The organism is Lysinibacillus sp. IITD104, assembly GCF_036698265.2.
GTDB classification, from domain to species: Bacteria; Bacillota; Bacilli; order Bacillales_A; family Planococcaceae; genus Lysinibacillus; species Lysinibacillus boronitolerans.
On the sequence record NZ_JBAHYH020000001.1, the window covers coordinates 1,785,723 to 1,811,048 of the forward strand.

A 25,326-nucleotide genomic window follows, 5' to 3' on the forward strand; every position below is an offset into this window, starting at 1 on the left:
TATAAAGTGATTAAGTGGAAATAAATATCGATTTAATCCAATAAAATATCAATATATTGAGGTGTTATAGATGCCACTAACACATATTAAAGTTGCCAAGGATTTACAAGAGTTAACATTGCATGGAACAAAGGAATTTCCAGTTGCCTTATATGAAACGATTATGCGATTAGAAAGCATGGATTTTCTACCTCTCCATTGGCATAAAGAAATACAATTTGTTTTTATAAAAAATGGATGTGCACAGTATCGAGTGGGGACGGACGTTTTAGTATTGAAGCAAGGCGAGGGACTCTTTATTAATGCCTCAGGTTTACATGAAGCAAAGCCTTATCAAATTGAACAAGCGACCGTTTATTGTGTGAATGTAGATCCAAAGTTAATGGGGGGGCATGAGGGCAGTATCTTTTTCTCAAAATATGTAGAACCGTATATTACAAGAAATCGAATACCTTATGTCAAACTAACAGGAGAGTTAGCACAGAAAGTAGCAACGATTGCGGAATTAATGCGTGAGCAAGCTGCTTTTTTTGAGCTAAAGGTACGGAGAGAGCTTCTATTTATTTGGGAATCCATGCTAACCCAATCCTTGTTGACAGAACAAATAATGGATTCTGCCACTATTGTGCAGCATGAACGAGCAAAGGCTATGCTAGATTTTTTACACGCACATTATCAGCAGAAAATAGCATTAGAAGATTTAGCTAGCCATGTGTATATAAGTCGCGCTGAATGTAGTCGTTTTTTTAAGAAAATAGTGGGCATGACACCGTTTACCTATTTATGCCAATATCGATTGCGCAAAAGCATAGAATTATTGAAAGGTAATGAGCTATCGATAACAGAAATAGCTGTTGATACAGGCTTTAGTACTGTCAGTTATTATATTGAAAAGTTTAAAGAATACACTGGCTACCCGCCACATGTTTATCGTAAGAAGTTTTTAAGTGTGAAAAATAATTGAACGTGAATGGAAATAGGAACATCTTTTATACGCAAATTCTATACAAGATGAACCATTTGGCATAAAGTAAAATTAATAGTAGAGAGGGGGCGGAGTGAATGGTGGTCTTAAAAAGTAAGCAAAATATATGGCTAGTCTTATTATTAGTGGTATTAGCGTGTAACTATACACTCTATAACACAGGATTTGGCACATCTATTTTACCTATTGAAACAAATGGTGTTGTTATGGGTTCATTGATTGATTGTATTGTGGTGGTGCCTGTGCTATTTATGCTTTATAAAGGTAAATTTTCGTTCAAGCAAGCCATCCTATTAGCCGCAGCAGGCTGTATTGCTGCACGTTTGATCATTCCTATGGAGCACCTTCAGCCATATGTGGCAGTAACATGGGCTGGCTTTGCGATTGAAGGGTCTATTATTCTATTAGAAATTATACTAGTGGCAACACTTGTACGATACCTGCCAAAAATACTAGGAGAAGTGCGTAAAAGCTCTTTACCAGACCTCTTTTCATTTTCTAAGGCTGTAGAAAAACATGCACCCAAGCACCCAGTTATTCAGATGATCTGTGCCGATTTATTAGTGCTTTATTATGGTTTCGCGAGTTGGAAAAGACAAGAACGACAAGGCTTAACTTTGCATAAAAATTCCAGCTATATCGCTTTTCAGCTCATGATTATTCATGGGATTGCAATTGAAACGATCGGTATTCATTGGTGGCTACATGAAAAATCCATAATACTTTCCGTTGTGTTGCTTGTTCTCAATATTTATTCAGTAATCTTCTTTCTTGCGGATATGCAGGCTATTCGCCTAAATCCTGTTTATGTCACAAATGATACATTGTACTTATCTCTGGGATTAATGAAACGTACTGAAATTCGTTTTGATCATATTGCTGAAATCATCGAAGACAAGGAGCGGTTAGAGGGAAAATTATCAAAAGATACGATAGACTTTATAGCACGTGATTTTGGTGAGGCCTATCCGCATTTTATTTTGAAAATGAAGGAGCCTGTGGAAGTAACGTTTATGCTAGGAATCAAGAAGCGCTATAGTCACATAGCCATTAAAGCAGACCAGGCTCAAGAATTTAGACAAATGCTTGTACAAGGAATGGCAATGAGCCAACATCATTGACTATTTTCTTAGTGATAAAAAACAAAATAGTCAATTGAAAGGTAGAAATGGATTTCCGTTGCAGGCTACTTGTTTTCCTATGGGAGTCAAGTAGCCTTCCACTTCACCCCATAAAAATATTGCCCTGGTTTTCAAATAAAGTAAAGTGTTCGCAACTCTTTATGGAGAGGTTTGTCACGCATTACTTCTCTATATAAATAACACTTGTGCAGAATGGCTGAATGTAATGGAGCCAGCGTCACAGAGGAGTCCTTGGAGAGAATGGACGTGAGTGAAGCGGCATATCGGACGCTGGCGGAAAAGAAAATCAACCTCTCACCTTGCAAAGTTGCTTTTTCTGCCGTTGACATCAACTTTATTTAACAACATGAAATAGTCAATGTTTTGTGATCAAAACATTGACTATTTTTTTATTGATTGATTTTTAGCAATGCTTTCTGGATAAATTACTTCTGATTATCATCTCATCTGTTAGGAAAGGGAGTAATCCATTCCTTATAGTTTAATAAAATATTCAATTTACTTAGCTCGGAGATTGCATTTTAACAACAAAGGACCTAGTGATTCGTAATAGTGTGATTATTTTATCCTGCATTAGTAAAAGTGGTGAATACTATTTAACCTAATTTTAACCTTCGAATTTTATAGTTTTAATGTACTAAAATAGAAGGAGTGTTTATTTTGAAGGTAGTTCCAAGAAAGATTGCTGATTTACAGGAAGGCTTTGTTTTAGGGAAAGATTTATATGTTGAAAATCGTATGCTAATGAAAAAGGGAAGTGTATTAACAGCACGTATTATTACATTATTAAAAAACCGTAATGTTCAACATGTATATATTGAAGTGCCAATAGACAAAGAGGTTAATCAAATACAGTCTATTACAGTACAACCGCAACAAAATTCTTTGGTAAGTAGTGAATGGGATGAAATGCCTAAATTTCTGCAAGCACTAGCAGCATTGAGTACGGAGAGACGATATGGTCATGCTTTAAAAAATATGGCTGATATCGTATTTGTGCGAGATTTATTTGAAACGTATATGGAGAATCTAAGCTATCGAAGGCTATTGCAGACACTAAAAAAATATGATGAATATACTTATATGCATGCGCTTGACGTATTTACACTTGGTACATTATTTGCGAAAAAAGAAGGTATTTCTCATTTAGAGCACTATGCATTAGGCTTTTTATTTCATGATATTGGTAAATTAAATATTCCACATGAAATTTTATCGAAAGAGGAGAAACTAACTGTGGAAGAATTTACTATCATGCAGAAGCATACACAGCTTGGCTATGACCTATTAAAGGAACTTGGACTTGAATCCATTGCCTTTTTGGCAAAATTACATCATGAACGGATCGATGGCTCTGGTTATCCAGATGGATTAGCAGGAAAAGAGATTCCAAAGGTAGTATTATTACTACAGCTGATTGATATCTACTCGGCTATCACGATGAATCGCCCCTATAAACAGGAAATAGGGGCTGCAGAAGCTATAGCTACTATCTATAAAGAAAAGCATTTATTAGACGAAAAGCTTTTGGCTAAATTTGTTGATTTTATTGGTATCTATCCAGAAAAGTCCATTGTCCTTTTGTCAGATGGAACGCATGCTTTAGTAGAACATGTCAATCTTATGTTCCCGCTTCTTCCTACGGTTAGAAGATTAGATTCGAATACAATTTTTGCGTTACCAGTAAATCTTCAAATAAAAATTGAGAAGCTTATTACATATTATGTAGAAACACCGGATCAGTTGTTCCGAAAATTTTCTGAGTATTTAATAAAAGGCGAAGCGCATTTAATGGAGAAATATTATAATAAGCTAGTAGAACAACACACCATTTCTGAATGCATCACAAAAATTTATATCCCCGTATACCAAATCTTTGATGTGCTCAAAGAACAAGTAATGTTAGAAAATGTACGAGTAAAGTTAAGAGGGTTATTAAACAAGGCTATATTCCATTTACGAAAAGATACGAAAACAAAAAGCTCTGCCATCTTTCTAGTCGATCAAAATCTACGAGCAAGTATTCCTTTACTTTTACTAGAAGGTGTTTTTTATGTAAAGGGAATCTGTCCTATTATGATAGACACTACAACAAGCAAAGAGGAGTTATTGCGAATCGCAGACTATTGTGAAGCGACTGTCATCTGTTCATTTGAAGAGGAATATAACCCATTAATTGGTACAAACCGAAAATTGGAGCTCTATCATATTACACCAAAGAAGTTAGAGAGTCTCGTTTTTAGCTTTGCTGGACAATCAATTAAACAAATAAATCTAAAGGTAGCGTTGCAAAAATATAAAGCGGTTACAAAGATAATAAACAACTAGCATTGAAGAGGAGGGTTTGTGTGTGAATGATTGTATTCTTTTACAGTCTAGTCAAGATTGGCATCTACAAAGAATGTATATGAAGAAATTTAACAATCTGGTACTGGTAAAAAGTGTTCATCATAATTCAGCAGAGACAAGAGCCAAACTACAATATGAATTTTCTTTGTTTTCGAATGAGCAAAATCCTTGGTTATTAAAGCCAATTGCTATTGATTATATAGATGATCAATATGCCATCATCTATGAAAATTTTAATGGAGTCCCCTTAAAGCAATTCAGTAATAACTTGATTTCTTTGCATCAATTTCTACAGATTGCGATTGACCTTGTCAATATTTGTATGAAAATGCAACAAAGTGGTTTACTTTACCTACACCTACATCCTAATCAAATCTTAATCAATCCTAATTCTTTAAAAATAAAACTATTAAGCTCTGAATTTAGTACAAAATATGATGTAGAATCTCCAGTTGTGATTGAAAATCCCTATGAACGACTAGAACAGCTACCCTATTATGCACCTGAGCAAACGGGCAGACTTCATTTAGAGGTAGACTATCGGACAGATTTATATGCACTGGGCATCATTTTTTACGAAATATTGGGGGGGCAATTGCCTTTTCAAGCAAACGATGCCGTCGATTTGATTTATGAAATCATCACCAAAACACCAGAAGCATTGGTGAGTATAGACAGTCGCTATCATTCTTTGCTTTGGGAAATTATTGAAAAGCTATTAGCTAAAAATCCAGCTGATCGTTATCAAAGTGCCATTGGTTTGAGAGAGGATTTACTACATATCCAACAGAAACTTTTAGTAAACGAACCGCTTGAAAATTTCCTGCTTGGTGAACAGGATTTGCATCTGAATATGGGACTGTCTTCTAAGCTGTATGGGAGAGAATCGCAATTCGCAGAGCTTTCCTCTATTTTTCGTCAGGTTGCAAAAGGTGACAAAAAGATGGTTACTATATCAGGACAAGCAGGGTATGGAAAATCCAAGTTAGTTCAAGAACTAAAGGGTGAAATTGCGGCCGCAAAGGGCTATTTTATTACGACTAAGTATGAGCAATTGCAACTAGAAAATGATTATTCCATTGTCATCCATCCTTTAAGGAGCTTATTGAAATTTATTTATATGGAAGGGGAAAGGTCTGTCCATTTATGGAAAAAATTATTTCAAGAGGTTAAATTAGTTGTGACAGATGAACTTATCCATCTATTACCTGAACTCAAATGGTTTGTGAAGGAGGAAGTACACTTTCAAAAAGAAGTGCGCCAAAATACAAAACAGCTCCATTCCTATACGTTTATATCGATTCAAAAAATTTTATTAACATTTGCTATGCAGAAGAAACCAGTTATATGGTTTGTAGATGATTTGCATTGGGCGAATCAAAGTACGATTGAAATTATGACCCAAATTTTTGAGCAGCACCGAGCAGGATACTTTATGATGATTGGTACATTCCGAGTGAATAAGGACAGCGCTGAGGAAGAAAATCCGCAAAGAACTCCTAGTTTTTCGAACGGTCATCATATCCATTTACCCTTGCTTCAGGAGCAACATGTTCAACAATGGTTAGAGGCGTCTTTCCATGCAAAGCCACATACCATACAGATCATTGCCAAGCAATTATTTAATTTGACCAAAGGAAATCCGTTATTTGTGAAAGAAGTGTTTCGTTCACTCCAGCAAGATAACACGATTTATTTTAATGCAACAACAAAAGAATGGGAGTTTAATCGTAAGAAATTTAATTTATCGCGTTTAAATAACGAGCTACTTGCCTTTATTGAAACTAGAATGGCTAATTTAACAGCAGAAGCCCATGAGATTTTACGAATTGCTGCATGCTTTGGTCAGCGCTTTGAATTTACAGATGTCTTAAAGCTGGTGACCTTATCAGCTCAAGCGTTATTAAAACACCTGGAAACACTTGTTGAAAATGGCTTTATTATTCCATTAGATGCCCATTATAAATGGGCAAGTACATTAGAGCATGAAGGTATTTTGCATACATTTTCTACCAAATTTCGATTTGTCCATGATCGTATTCAACAAGTAGCTTATCAGGAATTATCAGGGCAATTGCGTGCAAAATTTCATTATCAAATTGGCCAGCTTTTAACAGATGACTCTCAAATAGCTGCAGATCATGATCGATTAAGCGAAATTGTCATGCATTTCAATTACAGTCGTCACTTATTGACTGGGGAAGAAAAGCAAAAGTTGGCTATCTGGAATTATCAACTCGGTATTGAGGCTAAAAGAATAGGGCTCTTTGATAATGCGCTAAAATTTTTTACAACTAGTAAAGAACTATTGACGCCTGATCATTGGGAGACTAGGAGAGAGCAGTCGGTTAAATTATATGCAAATTTAGGTGAATGTGAATATTTAACCGGCCACTACGAACAATCGGAAAGGCATTTAACAGAGGCTTTGCAGCATGTAGAGACAAAATTAGAAAAACTGATGATTAACAATTTGAAAACGGTATTATACATTGAGTCCGATAACCCTATTATTGGTCTAGAAGCAGGCTTGGCAGGTTTTCAAGTTGCGAATCTTAAAATTTCAGCTTATCCTAAAAAGTCACAGCTTCTAAGAGAGTATCTATTGTTGAAATGGGCATTGCGACATATGTCTGACGAAGACTTGTTGCAGCATCCACCAACGAATAGTAAAGAAATTGATATTTTGATTCATTTAATTATTAATATGACGGCAAGTGCTTTCCTATTAAATCCTAACTTAACAGGCATTCTTTTAATGAAAGGGCTGCGTTTACAGTTGAAGTATGGCGCTACATCGAAAAGCGGCATGGTATTGATTAACTATGCTATGCTTTTAAATGCAGGTTTTGCCAATATAAAAGAAGCCACTCGCTTTGGCAAACTTGCCATCATTGTTGCGGATAACCAAGAAAGCATATATATCAAGGGCCATACTTATTATGTGTATGGCGTGTTTATCAGTCATTGGACAGAGCCCTATGAAACCAGTATTCAATATATTAATGAGGCTCAAGCAAAAAGCCAAGAGCTCGGCTTATATCATTTAGTATCCTCAGCATCATGTTTTATTGTCACGATACGACTTATTCAGGGTGTTGTTACCCTAGAGGATTTGCAACAAGAAATTAAACGACAACAAGAGGAATTTTCTATTCATGCAAGTACCCTTTCGATTGACTTTTTAGCCGAAATGGGGAGATGGATGAATATCCTCCGTTCTCCACATCATCCTGTATATTGGGCCTGTCCCATCACAATACAGGATCAACCTGCTATTAAAATCATGCATTATACTGTGCGTTTACAAATGTCCTTTTTATTAGCGGATGAAATACAAGGGAAAGCGATTCTGGTGGAATTAAAGAAGCTAAGTAAGGACAGTTATACATTACCAATCACCACGGTCTATTATTTTTATCGAGCCATGTGGCAATTTCACTTTCTGCATAGTCAAAATTATCAGGTACAAGAGCAGAGGTTGTTTTTAACGGATATACGTCAAAGCCTCAAGAAATTTAAGAAATGGGCTGCTTATTCTCCAGAAAACTATGAGCATCTCTATGCTTTATTAATGGCAGAGAATTACCGTTTACACAACAACGACAATGAGGCAGAACTCTATTATGACCGAGCAATAAGATTAGCAAGTATGAATGGTTTTGTCCAGGATACAGCACTAGCATATGAACGAGCTGCAAACTATTATCTCGCAAAACAGCAAAAGAAAACGGCAAGACATTATATACTAAATGGTATTCAAAATATTGAAACATGGGGAGCAGAAACAGTTGCTAGAAGATGGGCAAGAGATTATCAAGTGCATCGCAAACTGGAAAATCAGAGCAGAGAATCACTCTCGTTTGATATGATGACGGTTTTTGAGACGACTCAATCTTTTGCAACAGCCATCCGTATGGAAGAATTACTGTATAAAATATTGTTTTCCCTGTTAAAGCACGTGGGGGCAAATAGTGGCTATTTCATTCATAAACAGCAGCAGGAATTATTGGTGTTAGCAAAGGCAGATGCTGCGGAAAAAACCTTTACGATGTATGATCAACAAAGTATGGAGAATTTTAATGCGAATATGCAATCGATTATACGCTATGTTTATAATAGTAAAGAGCATGTGATTATCGACAATGCACAAAAACCACAGCATCCTTTTTTCTCCTATTCAACGGCTAAATCTATTCTTTGCCTACCAATTATCCATCAAAATGAAATTATTTCGATATTGTATTTTGAAAATACCTTAATGACGAATGCCTTCCATCCATCTCATGTTCAGCTATTGAAAGTGATCGCTGCTCAAATTGCCGTTTCTTTTGAAAATGCAAAAATATATGGAGATTTAGAAAAACGTGTTCAGTTGCGTACTAGGGAGCTAGATGAGACGAATCGGCATTTGATAAAAATGAATGAACGTTTAGAAAAAAATGAACTGGAACGTAAAAAACTCTTGCATAGTATTTCCCATGAATTACGCTCACCGCTAACCTCTACATTAGGGTATATAGAACTAATGCTAGAGGGCGTGATAGTTGACCCAGTAGCCAGAAAGAAATATTTAATACGAAGCAAAGAAAGGCTACTATCATTAAATAGCTTAATACAAGATTTGTTTGATTTAGCAAATCTGGAAGCGGGTAGAGCAGAATTTTCTTTTACAGAGGTAAAGGCGAAGGAATTTTTACAAATGGCAACCCGTTATGAGGATGAAGTAAAACAATCAGGATTAACATACAGTGCGCACTTTTATGGTCATGAAGAAGCCCAGCTACTGATTGATAAAACGCGAATCAATCAAGTGATTGAAAATATCATGACCAATGCAATGAAATATACATCAAATGGTGGAATTCAAGTGTCCATCCATGTAGAGGACAAGCACTTGATTTGTTCGATAGCAGATAGTGGCATTGGAATTGCTGAGAGTGAACTTCCCTTTATTTTTGATAGCTATTATCGTGCAACTAACATCCATGAAGCACATTCGCACGGCATTGGCTTAGCGATCTGTAAACATATTGTTCACCAGCATAATGGTGAGATTTTTGTTGAAAGTCTTGAAAATGAAGGAAGCATATTTAGCTTTACATTACCACTAGTTAAGGTATTGGTAAAAAATTAAGAAGGGGTGGTGAGTGTTTTCTTACTTCTCACCACTCTCTTTTTTATAGACGAATTGGTAGCCAAAACCTCTCACTGTTTGAATCCATTTCGGCTTTGAGGGAATATCTTCAATTTTACGACGAAGCGTACTAATATGGACAGATACAGTTTTCAAATCAGTGACACCGTCATAGCCCCAAACATGATCAATGAGTTGATCAACACTAATCACTTGATTCGCATGCTCAATTAGAAAAAAGAGGAGCAGCTTCTCCTTCGTAAATAAATTTAAAAGCTGTCCATCCTTATAAACATTTTTCTCATCTAAATGTATGGACAAATTATCAATATGTACAATATTACTTTTCTTTGATGGGTTTCTCCGTTTTAAATTTGCTTGGATACGGGCCAATAATTCTTTTGGAATAAATGGCTTTGTCAAATAATCATCTGCCCCCACCTCAAAGCCCTCAAGCTTCTGTTCAATTAGATGATTGACGGTCACAAAAATGATAATGACATCCGACACATCCCGGATTCTTTTGGCTAACTCGAAGCCTGTTCCATCTGGTAGATTAACATCTAACAAGATTAAATCTGGCTGCTGCGTGACAGCGAGGTGCCAGCCACTGGATAGAGATGATGCCTTTAATACACTATAGTTAGCATTTGCTAGTGTGAGTGATAAAACCTCCATAATATCTATATCATCTTCCACTATTAAAATTTTCTCGTTCGACATATCTATCACCTTCCTATTTCAAATATACCAACTTTTGTCTAGGTTGGGAATTAGAAGACTTAGAAGTCGAATGATTTTAGAATCCCTCATAGCCCTAGTCAAAATAATCATGCGAGTTTACAAAATAAATAGAGACTTCTATTTCCATGAGAAAATGAAGTCTCTAAAAAATTAATCTAGGTGTGCGATAGCATGGAGTAGATCATCACGGATGGCCTCCCAAAATTGCTGTTGAACACTATCACTGTACATATAAAGCTCTTTATGTTGAACATGGTCATAGATGGCAGCAATCGTTTCTTGATGAAAAGAGAGACGATGGTTTAATAGCTCTCGTTCTTCTTCAATACAAAATAGTTTATAAATATCGGATAGGCGTTCAAACTTTGCTAATTTCTGTGACATCACTTCATATTGTGTTTGATGAAAACGTCCTACGGCAGAAGTCATTGAAATTTTTGCACGATGCTCTGCCTGTAATGTTCGAAACTCCTCCTGACGAATGGCCACACGATACCAAAATTCATAACGATTTGGTAATTCTCTTAGTTCATAGGTAAGTAATGATTTTAAAATTGAATGCACTTGTTCATATGTATCGATGATCTTCGCTGGTTCTTTAAAAATGCCAAACATACTACCACCCCCATGTAGTTTAATACTACGAGTGAAGATTAAAATCCTTTAAAATAATCATAATATTCAAAAGCGAGAACCTACTAATTATTGAAACCTTGACACAGCAGTTACGTAAAGATGTACAGGGGGTGAGTCAATGTATGCGTATAAATTTGTACAAACACAATTAGGCAGCCTTTTTCAGGAATCTACCTATCGGAAAACAATCGAAGAATACGCTAAGCAAGGTTGGCTTAGTGCAAGTATTGCCGATTGTTTATAATGGAAGGGGAAACCAACAGACTATGAAATCATTTTTGAGAGATTATTATCATAACAATCAATGAACGCTAGATTCTTGCCTTAAATGGTGGGAGTGTAGCGTTTTCTTATTTTAATACAAAGTTTGCTGTTTTTATTAACAAAAATAGTGTATTCAGAAAAATATAGAAATAGCATTTACAAAACAAAAATATATGTGTTAACTTAAATAGTGTTAATGGTTAACTTAAAAGAGGGAGGTTAACAATGCAACATTTTTGGGTTGTCGGTACAGATACGGATGTTGGGAAAACAATTGTCACCACCATGTTGATGTGTCATTTACAAAAACAAGGCTTGAAAGTTTCACCATACAAGCCTGTGCAAACAGGAGAGGTATACGAAAATGGTCGTGGCTATTATTATGATACAGCCATGTATGAAAAGTATTCCTTACAAAAGCTTCAACAAGAGCACCTTAATAGCTATTCATTTAGAGAAGCTGCATCGCCACATTTTGCTGCGCAACTGGAGGGGCAGCAAATTGATGCCAATGAGCTATTATTGCGTATTCAATTATTACAAGCATCCTATGATGTTGTGATATGTGAGGGAGCGGGTGGGCTTTTTGTTCCGCTTACTGCCCCCAATGGAATGACGCTGCTTGATGTCATCGTGAGTAGCAAGCTGCCAGTAGTGCTTGTTACAAGGACATCCCTAGGGACGATCAATCACACATTATTAACAATAGAGGCATTGCGCTTTCGTCAAGTTGACGTTCTTGGCATGGTGTTTAATGGGGACACGGGCAGCAGTATGGAGCAAGATAATATACAAACGATTTTACAGTACCATCCCTTACCCTATGCAATTATTCCACAGCTACAAAATTTGTCACAGCTAATGGATTATGCCATCACACACACCACACTGTTTGAAAGGCTATTTAACTATGAAACAAGCATTAACTGATTTACAGGTAAGAGATTTACGTCATGTTTGGCATCCATGCTCGCAAATGAAGGACTATGTAGCATTTCCACCAATCGTCATAAAAAAGGGGCAAGGTGTGTGGCTTTATGACGAACATGATCAGCGTTATTTGGATGCTGTCTCATCTTGGTGGGTTAATTTATTTGGACATGCCAATCCGCGTATTAGCCAGGCTTTAAGTGAGCAAGCATTTACATTGGAGCATACGATCTTTGCTAATTTTACACATGAACCAGCTATACAATTGGCTGAAAAACTAACCGCGCTAGCACCACAGGGATTACATAAAGTCTTTTTTGCCGATAATGGCTCATCTGCTATTGAAGTCGCATTGAAAATGAGCTTTCAATACCATATGCAGACAGGGAAACCAACAAAAAAGCGCTTTCTTGCCTTGACGGATGCCTATCACGGAGAAACCATTGGTGCTTTATCTGTGGGAGGGGTAGGGCTTTACAATGAAGTTTACCAGCCTCTGTTATTAGATACGGTGCGTGCCAAAGGGCCAGATTGCTTCCGCTGTCCATTTCAGGAAGACCCAGCAAGCTGTAAGGCACCATGTAGTCAATTTGTCGAGGAACAACTTCAAGCTCATCATGAGGAAATCACGGCAGTTATTATTGAACCATTAATTCAGGCTGCAGCAGGTATGAAAATGTACCCGCCTGTCTATTTACAGCGCTTACGGGCATTGTGCTCACACTATGATGTGCACTTCATAGCAGATGAAATTGCTGTAGGGTTCGGTCGGACAGGTACATTGTTTGCCTGCGAACAGGCGGATATCATGCCAGATTTTATGTGTTTATCAAAGGGGCTAACTGGTGGTTATTTACCTTTATCTGTTGTCTTAACGACGCAGCAAATCTATGACGCTTTTTATGATGATTACGGAACAATGAAAGCTTTTTTACATTCGCATAGCTATTCAGGCAATACATTGGCCTGTCGTGTGGCACTGGAAGTGTTAACAATGTTTCAAGAGGAACAAGTGATGGAGATGATTCAGCACAAGGGACAATACATGCGAGCGTTAGCCATGGAAGCTTTTTGTGATATGCCTTATGTGGGTGAATACCGACAAGTTGGTTTAGTGGGGGCGATTGAACTAGTGAAAAGCCGGCGGACAAAGGAAGCGTTCGCCAGTGAGGAGCGTATCGGCTATCAAATTTATCAACGGGCTTTAACGAAAGGCTTACTCATCAGACCGCTCGGCAATGTTCTGTATTTTATGCCACCTTATATTATTTCTGAAGAGGAAATGTCATTTATGATTCATACAACGAAAGAGACAATCGAACAATTTTTCCAGGACAGGGGGGCTAAGGTTGGGTAAGCGACATCAAACATTAGCGCTTGTTATGATTGCCATGTTTGCTGCTCTAACAGCAATCGGCGCTTTTGTTAAAATTCCATTGCCTGTCGTACCCTTTACATTACAAATTGTTTTTGTATTTTTAGCAGGCTGTTTATTGGGAAGTCGGAATGGTTTTTATAGTCAACTTGTCTATATCAGCGTGGGCTTAGTAGGCTTACCTGTTTTTACACAGGGTGGTGGTATCACATATGTCTTACAGCCAACTTTTGGTTATCTGATTGGCTTTGCCCTAGCCGCCTATGTGATTGGGTTCATTATTGAAAGGATTGAGACGCCGACGAAAAAGCATTTTATTGCAGCAACCATTATTGGGCTGGTTATTATTTATGCTGTGGCTGTACCTTATTTGTATGTAGCATTAAATTTCTGGTTAGATATGAAGTCAAGCTGGTCACATGTGTTTGTTGTCGGCTTTTTAAGTAGTATTGTCGCTGATTTTTGCTTAGCTATTACATCAGCGCTATTAGCTGAGCGCTTGTATAAAGTATTTCAGTCAGCAAGAAATGAGAAATTTTCACACGTAGAGGGGGAGAATGTAATATGAATTATTACCAATTAGCAAAAGAAGTAATTGCTGGGAAGGTTATTAGCAATGAAGAGGCACTCGCCATATTAAATAGTGAGGATGATGAGCTATTACAGCTTATGGATGGTGCTTTTGCGATTCGTCGTCATTATTATGGTAAAAAAGTAAAATTGAATATGATTATGAACGCCAAAAGCGGTTATTGCCCTGAGGATTGTGGTTATTGCTCCCAGTCCTCTAAATCGACGGCTCCTATTGAAAAATATCCCTTTATTACAAAAGAGGAAATTTTAGCGGGTGCAAAACGAGCATTTGACAATAAGATTGGGACGTATTGTATTGTAGCCAGTGGTCGTGGGCCAACACGTAAGGATGTCAATGTCGTGAGTGAGGCGGTTGCTGAAATAAAAGAAAAGTATGGCTTGAAGGTTTGTGCCTGTCTTGGCTTACTAAAAGAAGAACAGGCACAGCAACTAAAGGAAGCGGGTGTGGATCGCTACAATCATAATTTAAATACATCGGAACGTCATCATTCCTTCATCACGACCTCACACACATATGAGGATCGTGTCAATACGGTGGAGATCGTGAAAAGGCATGGCATTTCACCTTGCTCAGGTGCCATTATTGGGATGAAGGAAACAAAAGAGGATGTCGTCAATATTGCACGCGCCCTCCATCAATTGGACGCTGATTCTATTCCTGTAAACTTTCTAAATGCAATTGATGGAACAAAGCTAGAAGGGACAAAGGATTTAAATCCACGCTATTGTTTAAAGGTTTTAGCGTTGTTCCGCTACATCAATCCGACAAAGGAAATCCGTATTTCGGGTGGTCGTGAAATCAATTTAGGCTCACTTCAGCCACTTGGTCTCTATGCAGCTAATAGTATTTTTGTTGGGGATTATTTAACAACAGCAGGACAGGAAGCGAATAGCGATTATCGCATGCTGGAGGATTTGGGCTTCGAAATTGAATTAACACATAAACAAGAAGAAGTATTTTGTTAAACTTATGACATGTAAATCTACTACTACAGCAAAAACCGTACTTTTGTACGGTTTTTTGCTGTAGATGAAAAGAGACGGATAGGCTGTGAAATGTAGCGGATAAAAATTGAAAAGTGATGGATAGACCTGACATCACTGGCTGTTGATATACCTATAAAATCAAGGTTTTCACAAATTGTTCAATGAAAGCGTTTTGAAATTGAACAGTTTGTGAAGACCTTCACATAAAGCTTTCTTTTTGAAAAAATCAGCGTAAAATAAGAATCAAGTAAGGAATTGTTATAAAACAGTTGATGAGTCGTATCACAAATTTTGGTGGTTGTTATATTACAAAAATAATGAGTGAAGGGGGCTTTTCATATGTGGGTTATTACAGTTTTTGATAAAAAGGACGTTCGAATTTTTGAGTATGCAAGCAAGAATGAGGCAACAGAAGCTTTAGCAAAATTCAAGAAAAATGCCGTTTTAACGTATACAAAATAAGTTGCTGCTAAAGCAGCCCTCTACCGACAGAGGGCTGTTTTTTTAATGTACAACAATGGAAACAGCACTGTACAGTAATAATAGTGCCATGATGATGTTATACGGCTTTCGATATTGCTGTAGAACCTTTTGAAAAACGGAGCCACATAACGCCCAACTAAATGTACTGATTACACCAAATGGAACGTTAGACGCTGAGGCCCATAGAGAAGGAACGGAGGAATATATAACCGTTTTTGATGGGGAATTAATCATCCATATACAGGATCCGGATTATCGATTAACAAAGGGTGATGCCATACGATTTAAGGCTGACCGTCCACACACATACAGCAATCCAGGTAGTACAATAACACGACTTAGTATGACTATTTACTATCCACATTAAAAAACGTATAAACGCTTTTCACAGCGTTTATACGTTTTCGTTTTATAAAATACTAGCTAAACGTTTAATTCCCTCACGAATGACTTCAGGTGTTGCATTTGTATAGTTAAGGCGCATTGTATTCACATTCGTTTTTGATGTGTAGAATGGATCGCCAGGCACGAAGGCTACTTTTTGTTCCATCGCTTTATTGAATACATCAAGGGCCGGTGTACCGTCCTTCATTGTCGCCCAAATGAACATGCCACCCTCAGGTCGTGTGTATTCAACATGGGCAGGGAAAAACTCCTGCATCGCATCAAGCATCGCATCCGATTGATTTTTATATAAAGCAATAATTTTCTTTACATGTTCTGTATAATCATTACTTGCTAAGTAATCGTAGATAACATATTGTGAAAAAATATTTGTATGAAGATCAGATGCTTGCTTCGCTGTTTCAATATGCTGTAAAAGCTCTTTGTTTTTTGTGATAATAAAGCCAAGACGCATGCCTGGTGTGACCGTTTTAGAGAAAGAACCTAGTAAAATACTATTTTCTAATTTACCAGCACCGATATATGGAAGTGGCTCCCCTTGGAAACGTAGCTCCCCGTACGGATCATCCTCAATTAAAGCAACATCGTATTTTGCCACTATTTCGCAAATTTGCTCACGCTTTTCCTTCGAATATGTGAGTCCTGTTGGGTTTTGGAAGTTCGGCACCGTATAAATGAATTTTACATTTGGTTGTTGTAGAGCACGCTCTAACTCTTCTAAGTTAAGACCATCATTTTCTAGTGTAACACCATGGAAAGTTGGCTCTGTTAAAGTAAAGGCTTGGATGGCCCCTAAGTAACCTGGCTCTTCGATGATAATGCCATCGCCTTTATTGATCAGTACTTTACCAATAAGTTCAAGCGCTTGCTGTGAGCCTGTAGTAATAAAGACATCGTCAGCATGTACATCAAGTCCATGGAGACGTTGATATTTTGCGGCAATATATTCACGCAATGGTGCATACCCCTGTGTGGATGAATATTGGAATAACCTGCTGCCATTTACTGTAATAGCATGGTCTACCGATGTTCTCAATGCATCAATCGGGAAAGAGATAGGGTTTGGAAGCCCACCTGCAAAGGAAATAACGTCCTCTGCATCTGTCACTTTTAAAATATTTCGAATAAATGAGGATGGTGTTTTTAAGATTCTTTCAGAATATTGCATAATTATCGGTCCTTTTTTTCTGATTTTTTAAAAATTATATCATTGTCATCGTGTGCATACAATATTATCATTGTATGCAAGACAATTAAACTATTGTATGCAAATTAAGAGAAAGAAGGGCCTAGTGAATGCCTATTAATTCATTTGACGAGTATCCCATGAGTTGGAAGCCGGATATTAGCAATATATCTGCTCCGTTATATATAGCCATCGCACATCAGTTAGAACAAGATATTAAGGATGGAAAGCTAGTACCAGGCACAAAATTGCCACCGCAGCGCGAATTAGCTGATTTTTTAGATGTGAATTTGAGTACGATTACAAGAGCCTTTAAGCTCTGTGGCCAAAAAGGATTAATTTATGCCTCAATTGGCAGCGGTACATTCGTTTCAACAGATGCGGCTAGCAATAAAATGTTACTGCCAACCAACCATGCCACACCTATCATTGAAATGGGCTCTGTTTTACCAGACAATTTTGTTAATGATGATATTACACGCTTTATGAAGAAAATGATAAACGAACCTAGTTTTAGCATGCTATTTCAATATGGACGACCTGAGGGCAATGCGTGGCAAAACGAAGCCGTGATGAAGCTACTCGAACTAGTAAATTTTCAAACAGATCAGCCTATTCTTCTAGGAGCAGGCGGACAAAATGCCATTGTGGGAACCCTTGCAGCTTTATTTCAGCCAGGCGACCGCATTGGTACAGATCCAATTACCTATGCAGGCATTAAAACAGCTGCAAATATGCTTGGTATCCAGCTTGTGGCTATCCAACAATGTCAGGGTGAAATGACAAAAGAAGGATTACTATATGCGTGTAAAAATGAGCATATCAAAGGCATCTATGTGATCCCGGATTTTCATAACCCAACGACCCATACGATGTCAGTAGAAACAAGAAAAATGATTGCAGACGTGGCAAGACAGAAGGATTTGCTTGTGATCGAGGATGCTATCTATAGCTTTCTTAAGGAGCAACCGCTTGCTCCGATTGCTTCTTATGCACCTGATAAGGTTGTTTACATTGCTAGCCTATCTAAAACACTATCACCTGGTTTACGATTATCCTTCCTTGTGACACCACCTGCGCTACGTAAAAAAATAATGGAAACGCTCTATAATATCAACATTTCCGTTTCTCCTATCATGCTGGAGCTTGCAGCACGATTAATCCATGAAGGTGTTGCCCAAACGATATTAGAAAAACACCGAGCATATGCCAAGCAGCAAAATGCGCTTGTCGATCAGTATTTAGGGGATTATCACATATTAGGGGATGAGGAATGTATTTTTAGGTGGCTCCAATTGCCTGACAAATTTACGGGTGTTCAATTTGAATTGTTAGCTTCGAAAGCTGGTGTACAAGTCTATGCAGCGGAACGCTTTGCCGTAGGGAATACAAAGCCTGTCAATGCCGTTCGTTTAGCCATTGCAGCACCAGAATCTCAACTTGAGCAAGCGTTAATTATTTTAAAGGACCTCCTCGAAAGTAATGGTGATTATGCATTTGTTGATTAGAGGTTATGGGGCGTATAATAAGGCTAAGAAAGAAACGAGGTGATGAGCATGGCACATAAAGGGCGTGTTATTTTGCATGTGGATATGAACAGTTTCTATGCTTCTGTGGAGCAAGCACATGACCCAAGTTTAAAGGGGAAGCCTATCGCAATTGCAGGGAACCCAAAGGAACGGCGTGGCATTTTAGTAACTTGTTCATATGAAGCAAGAGCGCTAGGCATTTATACAACTATGACTGTTCATGAAGCGAAGCGTAAATGTCCTGAGCTATTGTTATTACCTCCAGATTTTCAAAAGTATCGTCATGCATCTAAAGAAATGTTCACCATTCTTCGAAGCTATACACCATTAGTAGAGCCTGTTTCGATTGATGAGGGCTACTTGGATGTGACTGAGCTAAGCAAGGAACGGCATGCCTTAAGTATTGCCCAGGAAATACAAGCGCGCATTTTAGCTGAGCTGGATTTACCTTGTTCCATCGGTATTGCACCGAATAAATTTTTAGCGAAAACAGCCTCTGATATGAAGAAACCAATGGGGATTACCGTACTACGAATACGGGATATTGAACAGCAATTATGGCATCGTGAGGTTGTCAACATGCATGGGATTGGAGCAAGTACTGCTAAAAAATTAAATGCACAAGGCATCTTTACAATAGGTGATTTAGCTAAGACAGAAGAATTTAAAATGAAGCAAATTTTAGGGAAGAATGGGGTACGGCTTCGAGCAAGGGCCAATGGGGTGGATCAGCGCATGGTCGATCCTGAGGCAATCTTTGATACGAAAAGCGTTGGGAATTCAACAACATTACCAGAAGATGTAACAGATGTTCGTACACTTCATAAAACAATCGAAGGTCTATGTAAAAAAGTGGTGGAGCGTCTTGATGCCAAGCGCTTAGCAGGTTCAACTGTGAGCATTCAAATTCGGGATGCTGATTGGCATAATCATACACGTTCGAAAACAATGTCCAATGTCCTGTATCGTTATGAAGAAATTTACGATATTGCTTGTACTTTATTTGATAAGCATTGGGATGAATCTCCTGTAAGATTACTTGGTGTAACGGTTTCCAATGTGGTGGATCGTAAAGATTATTCACAGCAATTATCGATATTTGATTTTCAGGAGCATGCGAAAGATGAACCGATTCTCAAGCTTGTCGATGAAATTGAGGGACGGTTTGGCAAGGGGATTATAAAACGTGGTGTAGATTTAGGGAAACGTTCCTCCTATCAATCACAAACAAGCTTTAGTAAAGATTTTTTAGATGACCATGAATGAGAAAGAATGAAAGTAGGTGTATCTATGCAATACAAGGAGTATGGGGATGCTAACAATCCTTTCATGATGTTTATTCATGGAGGGGGCGTTGGAGGGTGGATGTGGGATCAGCAAGTTCGCCATTTTTTCCATTATCACTGTGTTATACCTGAGCTAATGACACACAATCCATTTTCCATTGAACAAAGTGCGAAAGAGCTTCTTCTGCTTATTGAGAAAAAAGCCAATGGGAAGCCTGTTATAGTAATTGGTTTCTCTTTAGGAGCGCAAATCGCTATTCAAATGCTAAGTCTACAGCCTAGTTTAATCGATTTTACGATCATCAATAGTGCGCTCGTGATACCCTCTCCTACTGTGGAAAGGATGCTTCAACCTTTTATTCGGCTGTCATTTCCACTTATAAAAAATAAAACATTTGCGAAACTTCAAGCAAAAGCCCTGTACATTCAAGAAGACTATTTTGAGCGTTACTATCAAGAGAGTGCCACGATGAAAGTAGATACATTGATTCAAATTTTGCGAGAAAATATGTCGTTTTCCATCCCAGCTGACTTTAACAAAGCTCAAGGAAAGATCCTAATAACTGTGGGAGAAAAAGAGAAAAGCAACATGAGAAAATCCGCTAAAGCACTTGTGCAAAGTCATCCAAATAGCAAGGGTGTGTTATTGAAGAACATCGGTCACGGCGTCTCATTAGCCCAGCCTGCATTTTTTAATCGCTTTGTAGAGAATTGGATTAAGGATGGTCAATTACCTGAAGGGACAGTTATTCGGTAGGGGAACCCCATTACGAATCGTCATCCATAATGGAGTTGATGTATGGATCATTGAAAATAGTGAGGATATAAGTGTTTATGCTGCAATATCCATTCCTTCATCTCTATCATCATTTCTTCGTAGCTAGGGACAATAAATGAAAAGTCATTTCTTGTATTTATTAATGTTTTATTGATTTGAACAACGTGATGAGGAAGAATTTTTATACTGTTGTTCAGGAAGTGCTTATTAAATAGATGCAGTAGATCGTGTTTAGAAATATTTGTCGTATTGACGAGATGATAGAGTCCTGTTAAATCTTGTTGTGCAGCACGTTCAATGGCTTTAGCCAAAGTAAGTGTTGTCACTCCCGTCCAAATAGCACCCGAATAGCCATAGACGGGACTTTTTTGTTGCATAAACCAATTGAAGAGTCCGATGCCATCCTTTTTCAAATCAGGACCAATTATGGAATTACGAAATGTTATGTGCTTGTCGTTATTCACTTCCCCTATACCTTTGGTGCGGTCATAAAAGGTTTCCCCGTCTAGTACACTATTTTCATAGTAGGGAGCACTTTTGCCTGAAAATACGCAGTCGGTACTTAGATGAATAAGCTTTGTGTGACGATTTTCAAGGAGAGATACAATGGCATGTGGTAAATAGCTATTCAGTAAAACACTTTGGGCAGGATGAGCCTCACAAGCATTGTTTAAAACACCAATACAATTAATGACGACATCTACCTCATTGTCTAGTAGTAGCGACCTTAAAAAATGGGCGTCTGTCACATCACCTGTTCTATTATTGCCATAGGGAAAAGGGGTTCGAGAGTATGTTGTTACATCATGCCCTTGTTCACATAAATAGATGGCAATGGTATGACCAGCCATGCCTGTAGCACCGAGCACTAAAAATTTCATGGTTTTCCTCCTGTCCAATGAAGGAGCTCTTCTTGTATAAGAGGCAATGTTAATAGCTTTACTTTAATGTCAGCCACACTTAATTGTTGGGTATTGTTCGAGTTATATTCATCCGTTAATGTAATTTTTGGAGAGCCCTCATCGAGGTATTTTCCATAATTTAAATCCCGATTATCCGCAGGGATTCGATAGAAATGGCCCATATCAATAGCTTTTGCTGCTTCCTCCTTCGTACATAATACTTCATACATTTTTTCTCCGTGCCGTGTTCCGATAATTTGCATGGCGTTGTTTGCTTGAAAGATCTCAAGTAAAGCCTGTGCTAAATTTGCTATTGTGGCAGCAGGTGATTTTTGCACCATAATATCCCCGTTTTGAGCATGTGAGAATGCGTACAATACCAATTCTACCGCTTCCTCAAGGCTCATCATAAAACGTGTCATATGAGGGTCCGTAATCGTTAAAGGTTTCCCAGCCTTTATCTGTTCAATGAATAATGGGATAACCGAGCCTCGTGAAGCCATGACATTACCGTATCGAGTGCCACAAATTAGGGTATGGTGAGGGTCAACCATTCGTGACTTTGCAATAAACGTTTTTTCCATCATTGCCTTGGATATACCCATCGCATTGACAGGGTACGCGGCCTTATCTGTCGACAGGCAAATGATTTTCTTGACGCCAGCTTGAATGGCGGCTGTTAGTACGTGATCTGTTCCTAAAATATTGGTTTTCACAGCTTCTAAGGGAAAAAATTCGCAGGAGGGAACTTGCTTGAGAGCGGCGGCATGAAATACATAGTCAACATTATACATCGCATTGTGAATGCTTTGAATATCGCGGACATCCCCGATATAAAATTTAATTTTTGTATGCTGATAGTGTTTTCGCATATCATCTTGCTTTTTTTCATCCCTTGAAAAAATCCGAATTTCCTTGATATCTGTATTTAAGAATCGCTTTAATACGGCGTTCCCGAAAGAGCCCGTGCCTCCAGTAATCAATAATATTTTATCTGTAAACATTGTATAGTTCGTTACACCTCCTGCATGCTATTATTTCAATCCTCTTTGATGTAGGTCACATTCTGAGTTCTCCCTAGGGTAGTTGTACCAATAAGCAAATTCATTAGTATATTTACTTGTCGGATTTTTATCCATCAGGGCACAATTAAAATCCCAATCTCCTGCAATATCTTTGCGTATCGTAAATTTCGCATCTCCAATTAAACTTCTCCTGATAATCTTAAATTGCCCAGGTAAGGAATAGCGGTTGGATTCATCTTTAATAAAAGCAAAGCCATTTTTAATAATCATGTTGTAATAGTAAATATCAAATGTGCCATCCACCTGTGCTAGTACATTGCGAATAGCAGGTAAATAGTGGTCATCACTATCGATGATGGCTATATAATCTCCTGTTGCTTCTGCAATGCAGCGATTGTAGGCAACACTCGCACCTAAATTCGTTGGGTGAACGATGATTTTTAAAGCTGCACAGTTTTTCTGATAATCCTGTAAAATGGCTAGCGTTTTGTCTGTAGAGCCATCATCTACCACAATAATTTCATAGGCATATTCTTTAGGAATACTATCAAGCATCGTTACGATCCATTCTTCGCTATTAAATGCAGGTGATAAAAAACTAATCTTCATCTGATCCCTCCATTCTATGTTCATTAGTAGAGTTGTTCCATGTGACTGAGTAGATCCTTTAATACAATATGCGTAGACGTAGTGCTACTGTAGGCAATTGCTTATTTTAGGATGTTTTTAAGAGAGTGTTTTTAGATAGAATTTTTATGTTTACTAGAGATATGGCATAAGAAAGACGAAAATTTACTAACATAAGCACATTTAGCAAGAGAGGTCATAAACTAGCGAGAGCGCTTTTTTTAGAAAGAGGGATACGATGACAAAAAGAATAGCATTTATTTGTAGCGTGGAATCTTACAAACTTTCGGATGCCCATATTTTCAAAGATTTGTGTCTAGTGCCTATTTTATTGGGGGAACATTTAGGCTATGAGGTCACTATTGTCACGACAGAAATGAATGAAGCTCTACTTCAACAAGTCTTTCCCACTGTAAAATTTGAGTCTGTACCATTTGAAGATGATTATGTGGTGAATATGAATGCTTATTTAGCCCAGCATGCAAGGGACATCGACATTGCCTTTGCTATTGGACCCTATCCATCCTATTTAGCTATTTTGAAAACCTATAAGCATTTTAATCCAAATGGCAAAATTTATATGAAATTAGATGTTAATCGATTTTGGCTAAATCGATTAAAAACCTATCCCTATTTTTTAGAGTTGTTGCAGCTTTGTGATCTCCTTACCTCTGAATGCATATCTATTCAAACAGCAATCAAAGACTTTTCACAATTGGATGTGAAACATATACCCAATGGTTTTTATGAACATATTCCCACAGAGCCAGTGCCGTTTCACGAGAAAGAAAATAGAATTCTAACAGTTGGGCGATTGGATGCACCAGAGAAGCAAACAATTTTGACAGTCAAGGCATTTTTAGCAGCACAACTGCCAGATTGGGAGCTTCGTTTAGTAGGGCCGATGTCAGTCTCATTTCAAGAAGAGCTGAGACTATTACTAGATAGTCATCCGCTTGCCGCTCAAGTAACCATGGTAGGACCTATTGTTGATAAGGTCCAGCTAGAAGAGGAGTATCGTAAGGCTAAAATTTTTTGCTTAACGTCTTTAGTCGAATGCTATGCCCATGTCTTTGCGGAGGCAGCTAAAAATGGTTGCTATATCGTGACAACAGATGTGGATGGTGCTGCTGATATTACACAACAACAGCGTTTTGGTACAATCCATCCTACACATGATTGGGAGGCGATAGGTCAGACATTGCAACAAGTTGCAGCACAGGAATCATTATTGGCAGATACTTGTGTCCAGCTTCAAGCATTTGCCCGCAAGGAATTAAATTGGAGGCAGATCGTCAAGAAGGTTGCCAATTATTTAGGTGAATAAAAGTGAATCTTTTCTGGATTGAGAGGAGTATTCTTTTCTTTATACCAGTATTTCCTATATAATAAAAAATAGTTTTATAAAGCTAGACAATCATGGGTAGACACAAGGGGAGACTAGAATGGAAATACTACAAGCAACAATGGATGAACTAGAGGACTTAGCAAAACTGTTTGATGAATATCGTCAATTTTATGGAATTGAGTCAGATATAAGCAGTGCCAAGGCATTTTTACAATTACGATTGGCCTTGAAAGAATCCGTCATTTTTATCGCGCTGATGGATGACAAGATAATTGGATTTACACAATTATATCCAACATTTTCGTCCATTGCTTTACAGCGAGCCTATATTTTAAATGATATTTATGTAACAGAAGATGCTAGAGGCCTAGGGGTGGGCAAGGCATTGATGGAAAAGGTATTTCATTATTGTGAGCAACAGTATGCTCGCTATGTCACGTTACAAACGGCGGCTGATAATGTAAATGCACGTAAGCTTTATGAAAAGCTACAAATGAAGCAAGATGAATATTGTAATTATGTTAAATATTTTATGTAAGCCGAAGTGGTGAATCTCATCGTTGGATGAAAATGCTTCTTTCAGATCATAAATATCCCCTAGATCGTTTTGATCT

The 25,326-nt window shown here is 37.8% G+C and carries 21 protein-coding genes and 1 pseudogene; 16 read left to right on the forward strand and 6 right to left on the reverse strand.

The window, feature by feature from the left end; genetic code table 11:
* Positions 1-70: 70 nt before the first annotated feature.
* The 4 genes from V1L66_RS09010 to V1L66_RS09025 all read left to right on the forward strand — a co-directional run bounded on the left by V1L66_RS09010 (position 71) and on the right by V1L66_RS09025 (position 9,613).
* A complete protein-coding gene (locus tag V1L66_RS09010) occupies positions 71-964 on the forward strand; it encodes an AraC family transcriptional regulator (RefSeq protein ID WP_333005211.1) in 894 nt (297 codons plus the stop codon).
* 98 nt (positions 965-1,062) lie between these two features.
* The gene (locus V1L66_RS09015; protein ID WP_333005210.1) at positions 1,063-2,106 is read left to right on the forward strand and encodes a beta-carotene 15,15'-monooxygenase; all 1,044 of its coding nucleotides are present in this window, start codon (positions 1,063-1,065) and stop codon (positions 2,104-2,106) included.
* Between the two features lie 681 nt (positions 2,107-2,787).
* Positions 2,788-4,455, forward strand: a complete 1,668-nt coding sequence (locus V1L66_RS09020; protein ID WP_333005209.1) for an HD domain-containing phosphohydrolase — start codon at positions 2,788-2,790, stop codon at positions 4,453-4,455.
* Between the two features lie 22 nt (positions 4,456-4,477).
* Positions 4,478-9,613, forward strand: coding sequence for an ATP-binding protein (locus V1L66_RS09025; RefSeq protein WP_333005208.1), 5,136 nt, complete (start codon positions 4,478-4,480; stop codon positions 9,611-9,613).
* Positions 9,614-9,634: 21 nt separating this feature from the next.
* Here V1L66_RS09025 and V1L66_RS09030 read toward each other — a convergent pair whose 3' ends face one another.
* Entirely contained in the window at positions 9,635-10,336 is a 702-nt protein-coding gene (locus V1L66_RS09030) for a response regulator transcription factor (RefSeq protein WP_016993859.1), read from the reverse strand.
* A 171-nt stretch (positions 10,337-10,507) separates the two neighbouring features.
* A complete protein-coding gene (locus tag V1L66_RS09035) occupies positions 10,508-10,972 on the reverse strand; it encodes a hypothetical protein (RefSeq protein WP_036076613.1) in 465 nt (154 codons plus the stop codon).
* 139 nt (positions 10,973-11,111) lie between these two features.
* Here V1L66_RS09035 and V1L66_RS09040 point away from each other — a divergent pair, with 139 nt between their 5' ends.
* From V1L66_RS09040 to V1L66_RS09070, 7 genes and pseudogenes are all read left to right on the forward strand, one after another.
* On the forward strand, positions 11,112-11,237 hold the full coding sequence (locus V1L66_RS09040; protein WP_312125400.1) for a DUF4177 domain-containing protein: 126 nt from the start codon (positions 11,112-11,114) through the stop codon (positions 11,235-11,237).
* 245 nt (positions 11,238-11,482) lie between these two features.
* Positions 11,483-12,187 carry a dethiobiotin synthase gene (gene bioD, locus V1L66_RS09045; RefSeq protein ID WP_312125398.1) on the forward strand — a complete coding sequence of 235 codons (705 nt, stop codon included), beginning with the start codon at positions 11,483-11,485 and terminating at the stop codon, positions 12,185-12,187.
* Positions 12,168-13,544 (forward strand): adenosylmethionine--8-amino-7-oxononanoate transaminase, encoded by a 1,377-nt coding sequence (gene bioA, locus V1L66_RS09050; protein ID WP_312125396.1) that lies wholly within the window; start codon positions 12,168-12,170, stop codon positions 13,542-13,544. Before bioD ends, bioA begins: the two co-directional genes overlap by 20 nt.
* Positions 13,537-14,130, forward strand: coding sequence for a biotin transporter BioY (locus V1L66_RS09055; protein ID WP_312125394.1), 594 nt, complete (start codon positions 13,537-13,539; stop codon positions 14,128-14,130). The genes bioA and V1L66_RS09055 overlap by 8 nt, the downstream gene beginning before the upstream one ends.
* Positions 14,127-15,122, forward strand: a complete 996-nt coding sequence (bioB, locus tag V1L66_RS09060; protein WP_258859929.1) for a biotin synthase BioB — start codon at positions 14,127-14,129, stop codon at positions 15,120-15,122. The genes V1L66_RS09055 and bioB overlap by 4 nt, the downstream gene beginning before the upstream one ends.
* A gap of 360 nt (positions 15,123-15,482) precedes the next feature.
* On the forward strand, positions 15,483-15,605 hold the full coding sequence (locus tag V1L66_RS09065) for a hypothetical protein (RefSeq protein ID WP_004231260.1): 123 nt from the start codon (positions 15,483-15,485) through the stop codon (positions 15,603-15,605).
* A gap of 163 nt (positions 15,606-15,768) precedes the next feature.
* A pseudogene (locus V1L66_RS09070) lies at positions 15,769-15,993 on the forward strand (cupin domain-containing protein); the annotation flags it as partial.
* A 42-nt stretch (positions 15,994-16,035) separates the two neighbouring features.
* On the opposite strand, the gene V1L66_RS09075 reads toward V1L66_RS09070, so the two are convergent.
* A complete protein-coding gene (locus V1L66_RS09075; RefSeq protein WP_333005202.1) occupies positions 16,036-17,199 on the reverse strand; it encodes a PLP-dependent aminotransferase family protein in 1,164 nt (387 codons plus the stop codon).
* Positions 17,200-17,327: 128 nt separating this feature from the next.
* Here V1L66_RS09075 and V1L66_RS09080 point away from each other — a divergent pair, with 128 nt between their 5' ends.
* Genes V1L66_RS09080 through V1L66_RS09090 form a run of 3 tightly spaced genes read left to right on the forward strand, consistent with a single transcriptional unit; the run spans position 17,328 to position 20,789 of the window.
* Positions 17,328-18,725 (forward strand): PLP-dependent aminotransferase family protein, encoded by a 1,398-nt coding sequence (locus tag V1L66_RS09080; protein ID WP_281216235.1) that lies wholly within the window; start codon positions 17,328-17,330, stop codon positions 18,723-18,725.
* A gap of 48 nt (positions 18,726-18,773) precedes the next feature.
* Entirely contained in the window at positions 18,774-20,012 is a 1,239-nt protein-coding gene (locus V1L66_RS09085) for a DNA polymerase IV (protein ID WP_004231271.1), read from the forward strand.
* A gap of 24 nt (positions 20,013-20,036) precedes the next feature.
* Positions 20,037-20,789, forward strand: a complete 753-nt coding sequence (locus tag V1L66_RS09090) for an alpha/beta hydrolase (RefSeq protein ID WP_333005198.1) — start codon at positions 20,037-20,039, stop codon at positions 20,787-20,789.
* A gap of 47 nt (positions 20,790-20,836) precedes the next feature.
* Here the strand turns inward: V1L66_RS09090 and V1L66_RS09095 are convergent, their stop codons facing one another.
* From V1L66_RS09095 to V1L66_RS09105, 3 genes are read right to left on the reverse strand one after another with little or no spacing between them, the layout of a single operon-like run.
* Entirely contained in the window at positions 20,837-21,691 is an 855-nt protein-coding gene (locus V1L66_RS09095; protein WP_333005196.1) for a sugar nucleotide-binding protein, read from the reverse strand.
* A complete protein-coding gene (locus tag V1L66_RS09100) occupies positions 21,688-22,716 on the reverse strand; it encodes a polysaccharide biosynthesis protein (RefSeq protein WP_054549192.1) in 1,029 nt (342 codons plus the stop codon). Before V1L66_RS09100 ends, V1L66_RS09095 begins: the two co-directional genes overlap by 4 nt.
* Before the next feature lie 30 nt (positions 22,717-22,746).
* Positions 22,747-23,346 carry a glycosyltransferase family A protein gene (locus V1L66_RS09105; protein WP_312125385.1) on the reverse strand — a complete coding sequence of 200 codons (600 nt, stop codon included), beginning with the start codon at positions 23,344-23,346 and terminating at the stop codon, positions 22,747-22,749.
* Positions 23,347-23,602: 256 nt separating this feature from the next.
* On the opposite strand from V1L66_RS09105, the gene V1L66_RS09110 reads away from it, so the two are divergent.
* Together V1L66_RS09110 and V1L66_RS09115 are read left to right on the forward strand one after the other, a co-directional pair.
* The gene (locus V1L66_RS09110; protein WP_333005194.1) at positions 23,603-24,691 is read left to right on the forward strand and encodes a glycosyltransferase; all 1,089 of its coding nucleotides are present in this window, start codon (positions 23,603-23,605) and stop codon (positions 24,689-24,691) included.
* A gap of 118 nt (positions 24,692-24,809) precedes the next feature.
* Positions 24,810-25,250, forward strand: coding sequence for a GNAT family N-acetyltransferase (locus V1L66_RS09115; protein ID WP_048392339.1), 441 nt, complete (start codon positions 24,810-24,812; stop codon positions 25,248-25,250).
* Positions 25,251-25,326 lie beyond the last annotated feature (76 nt).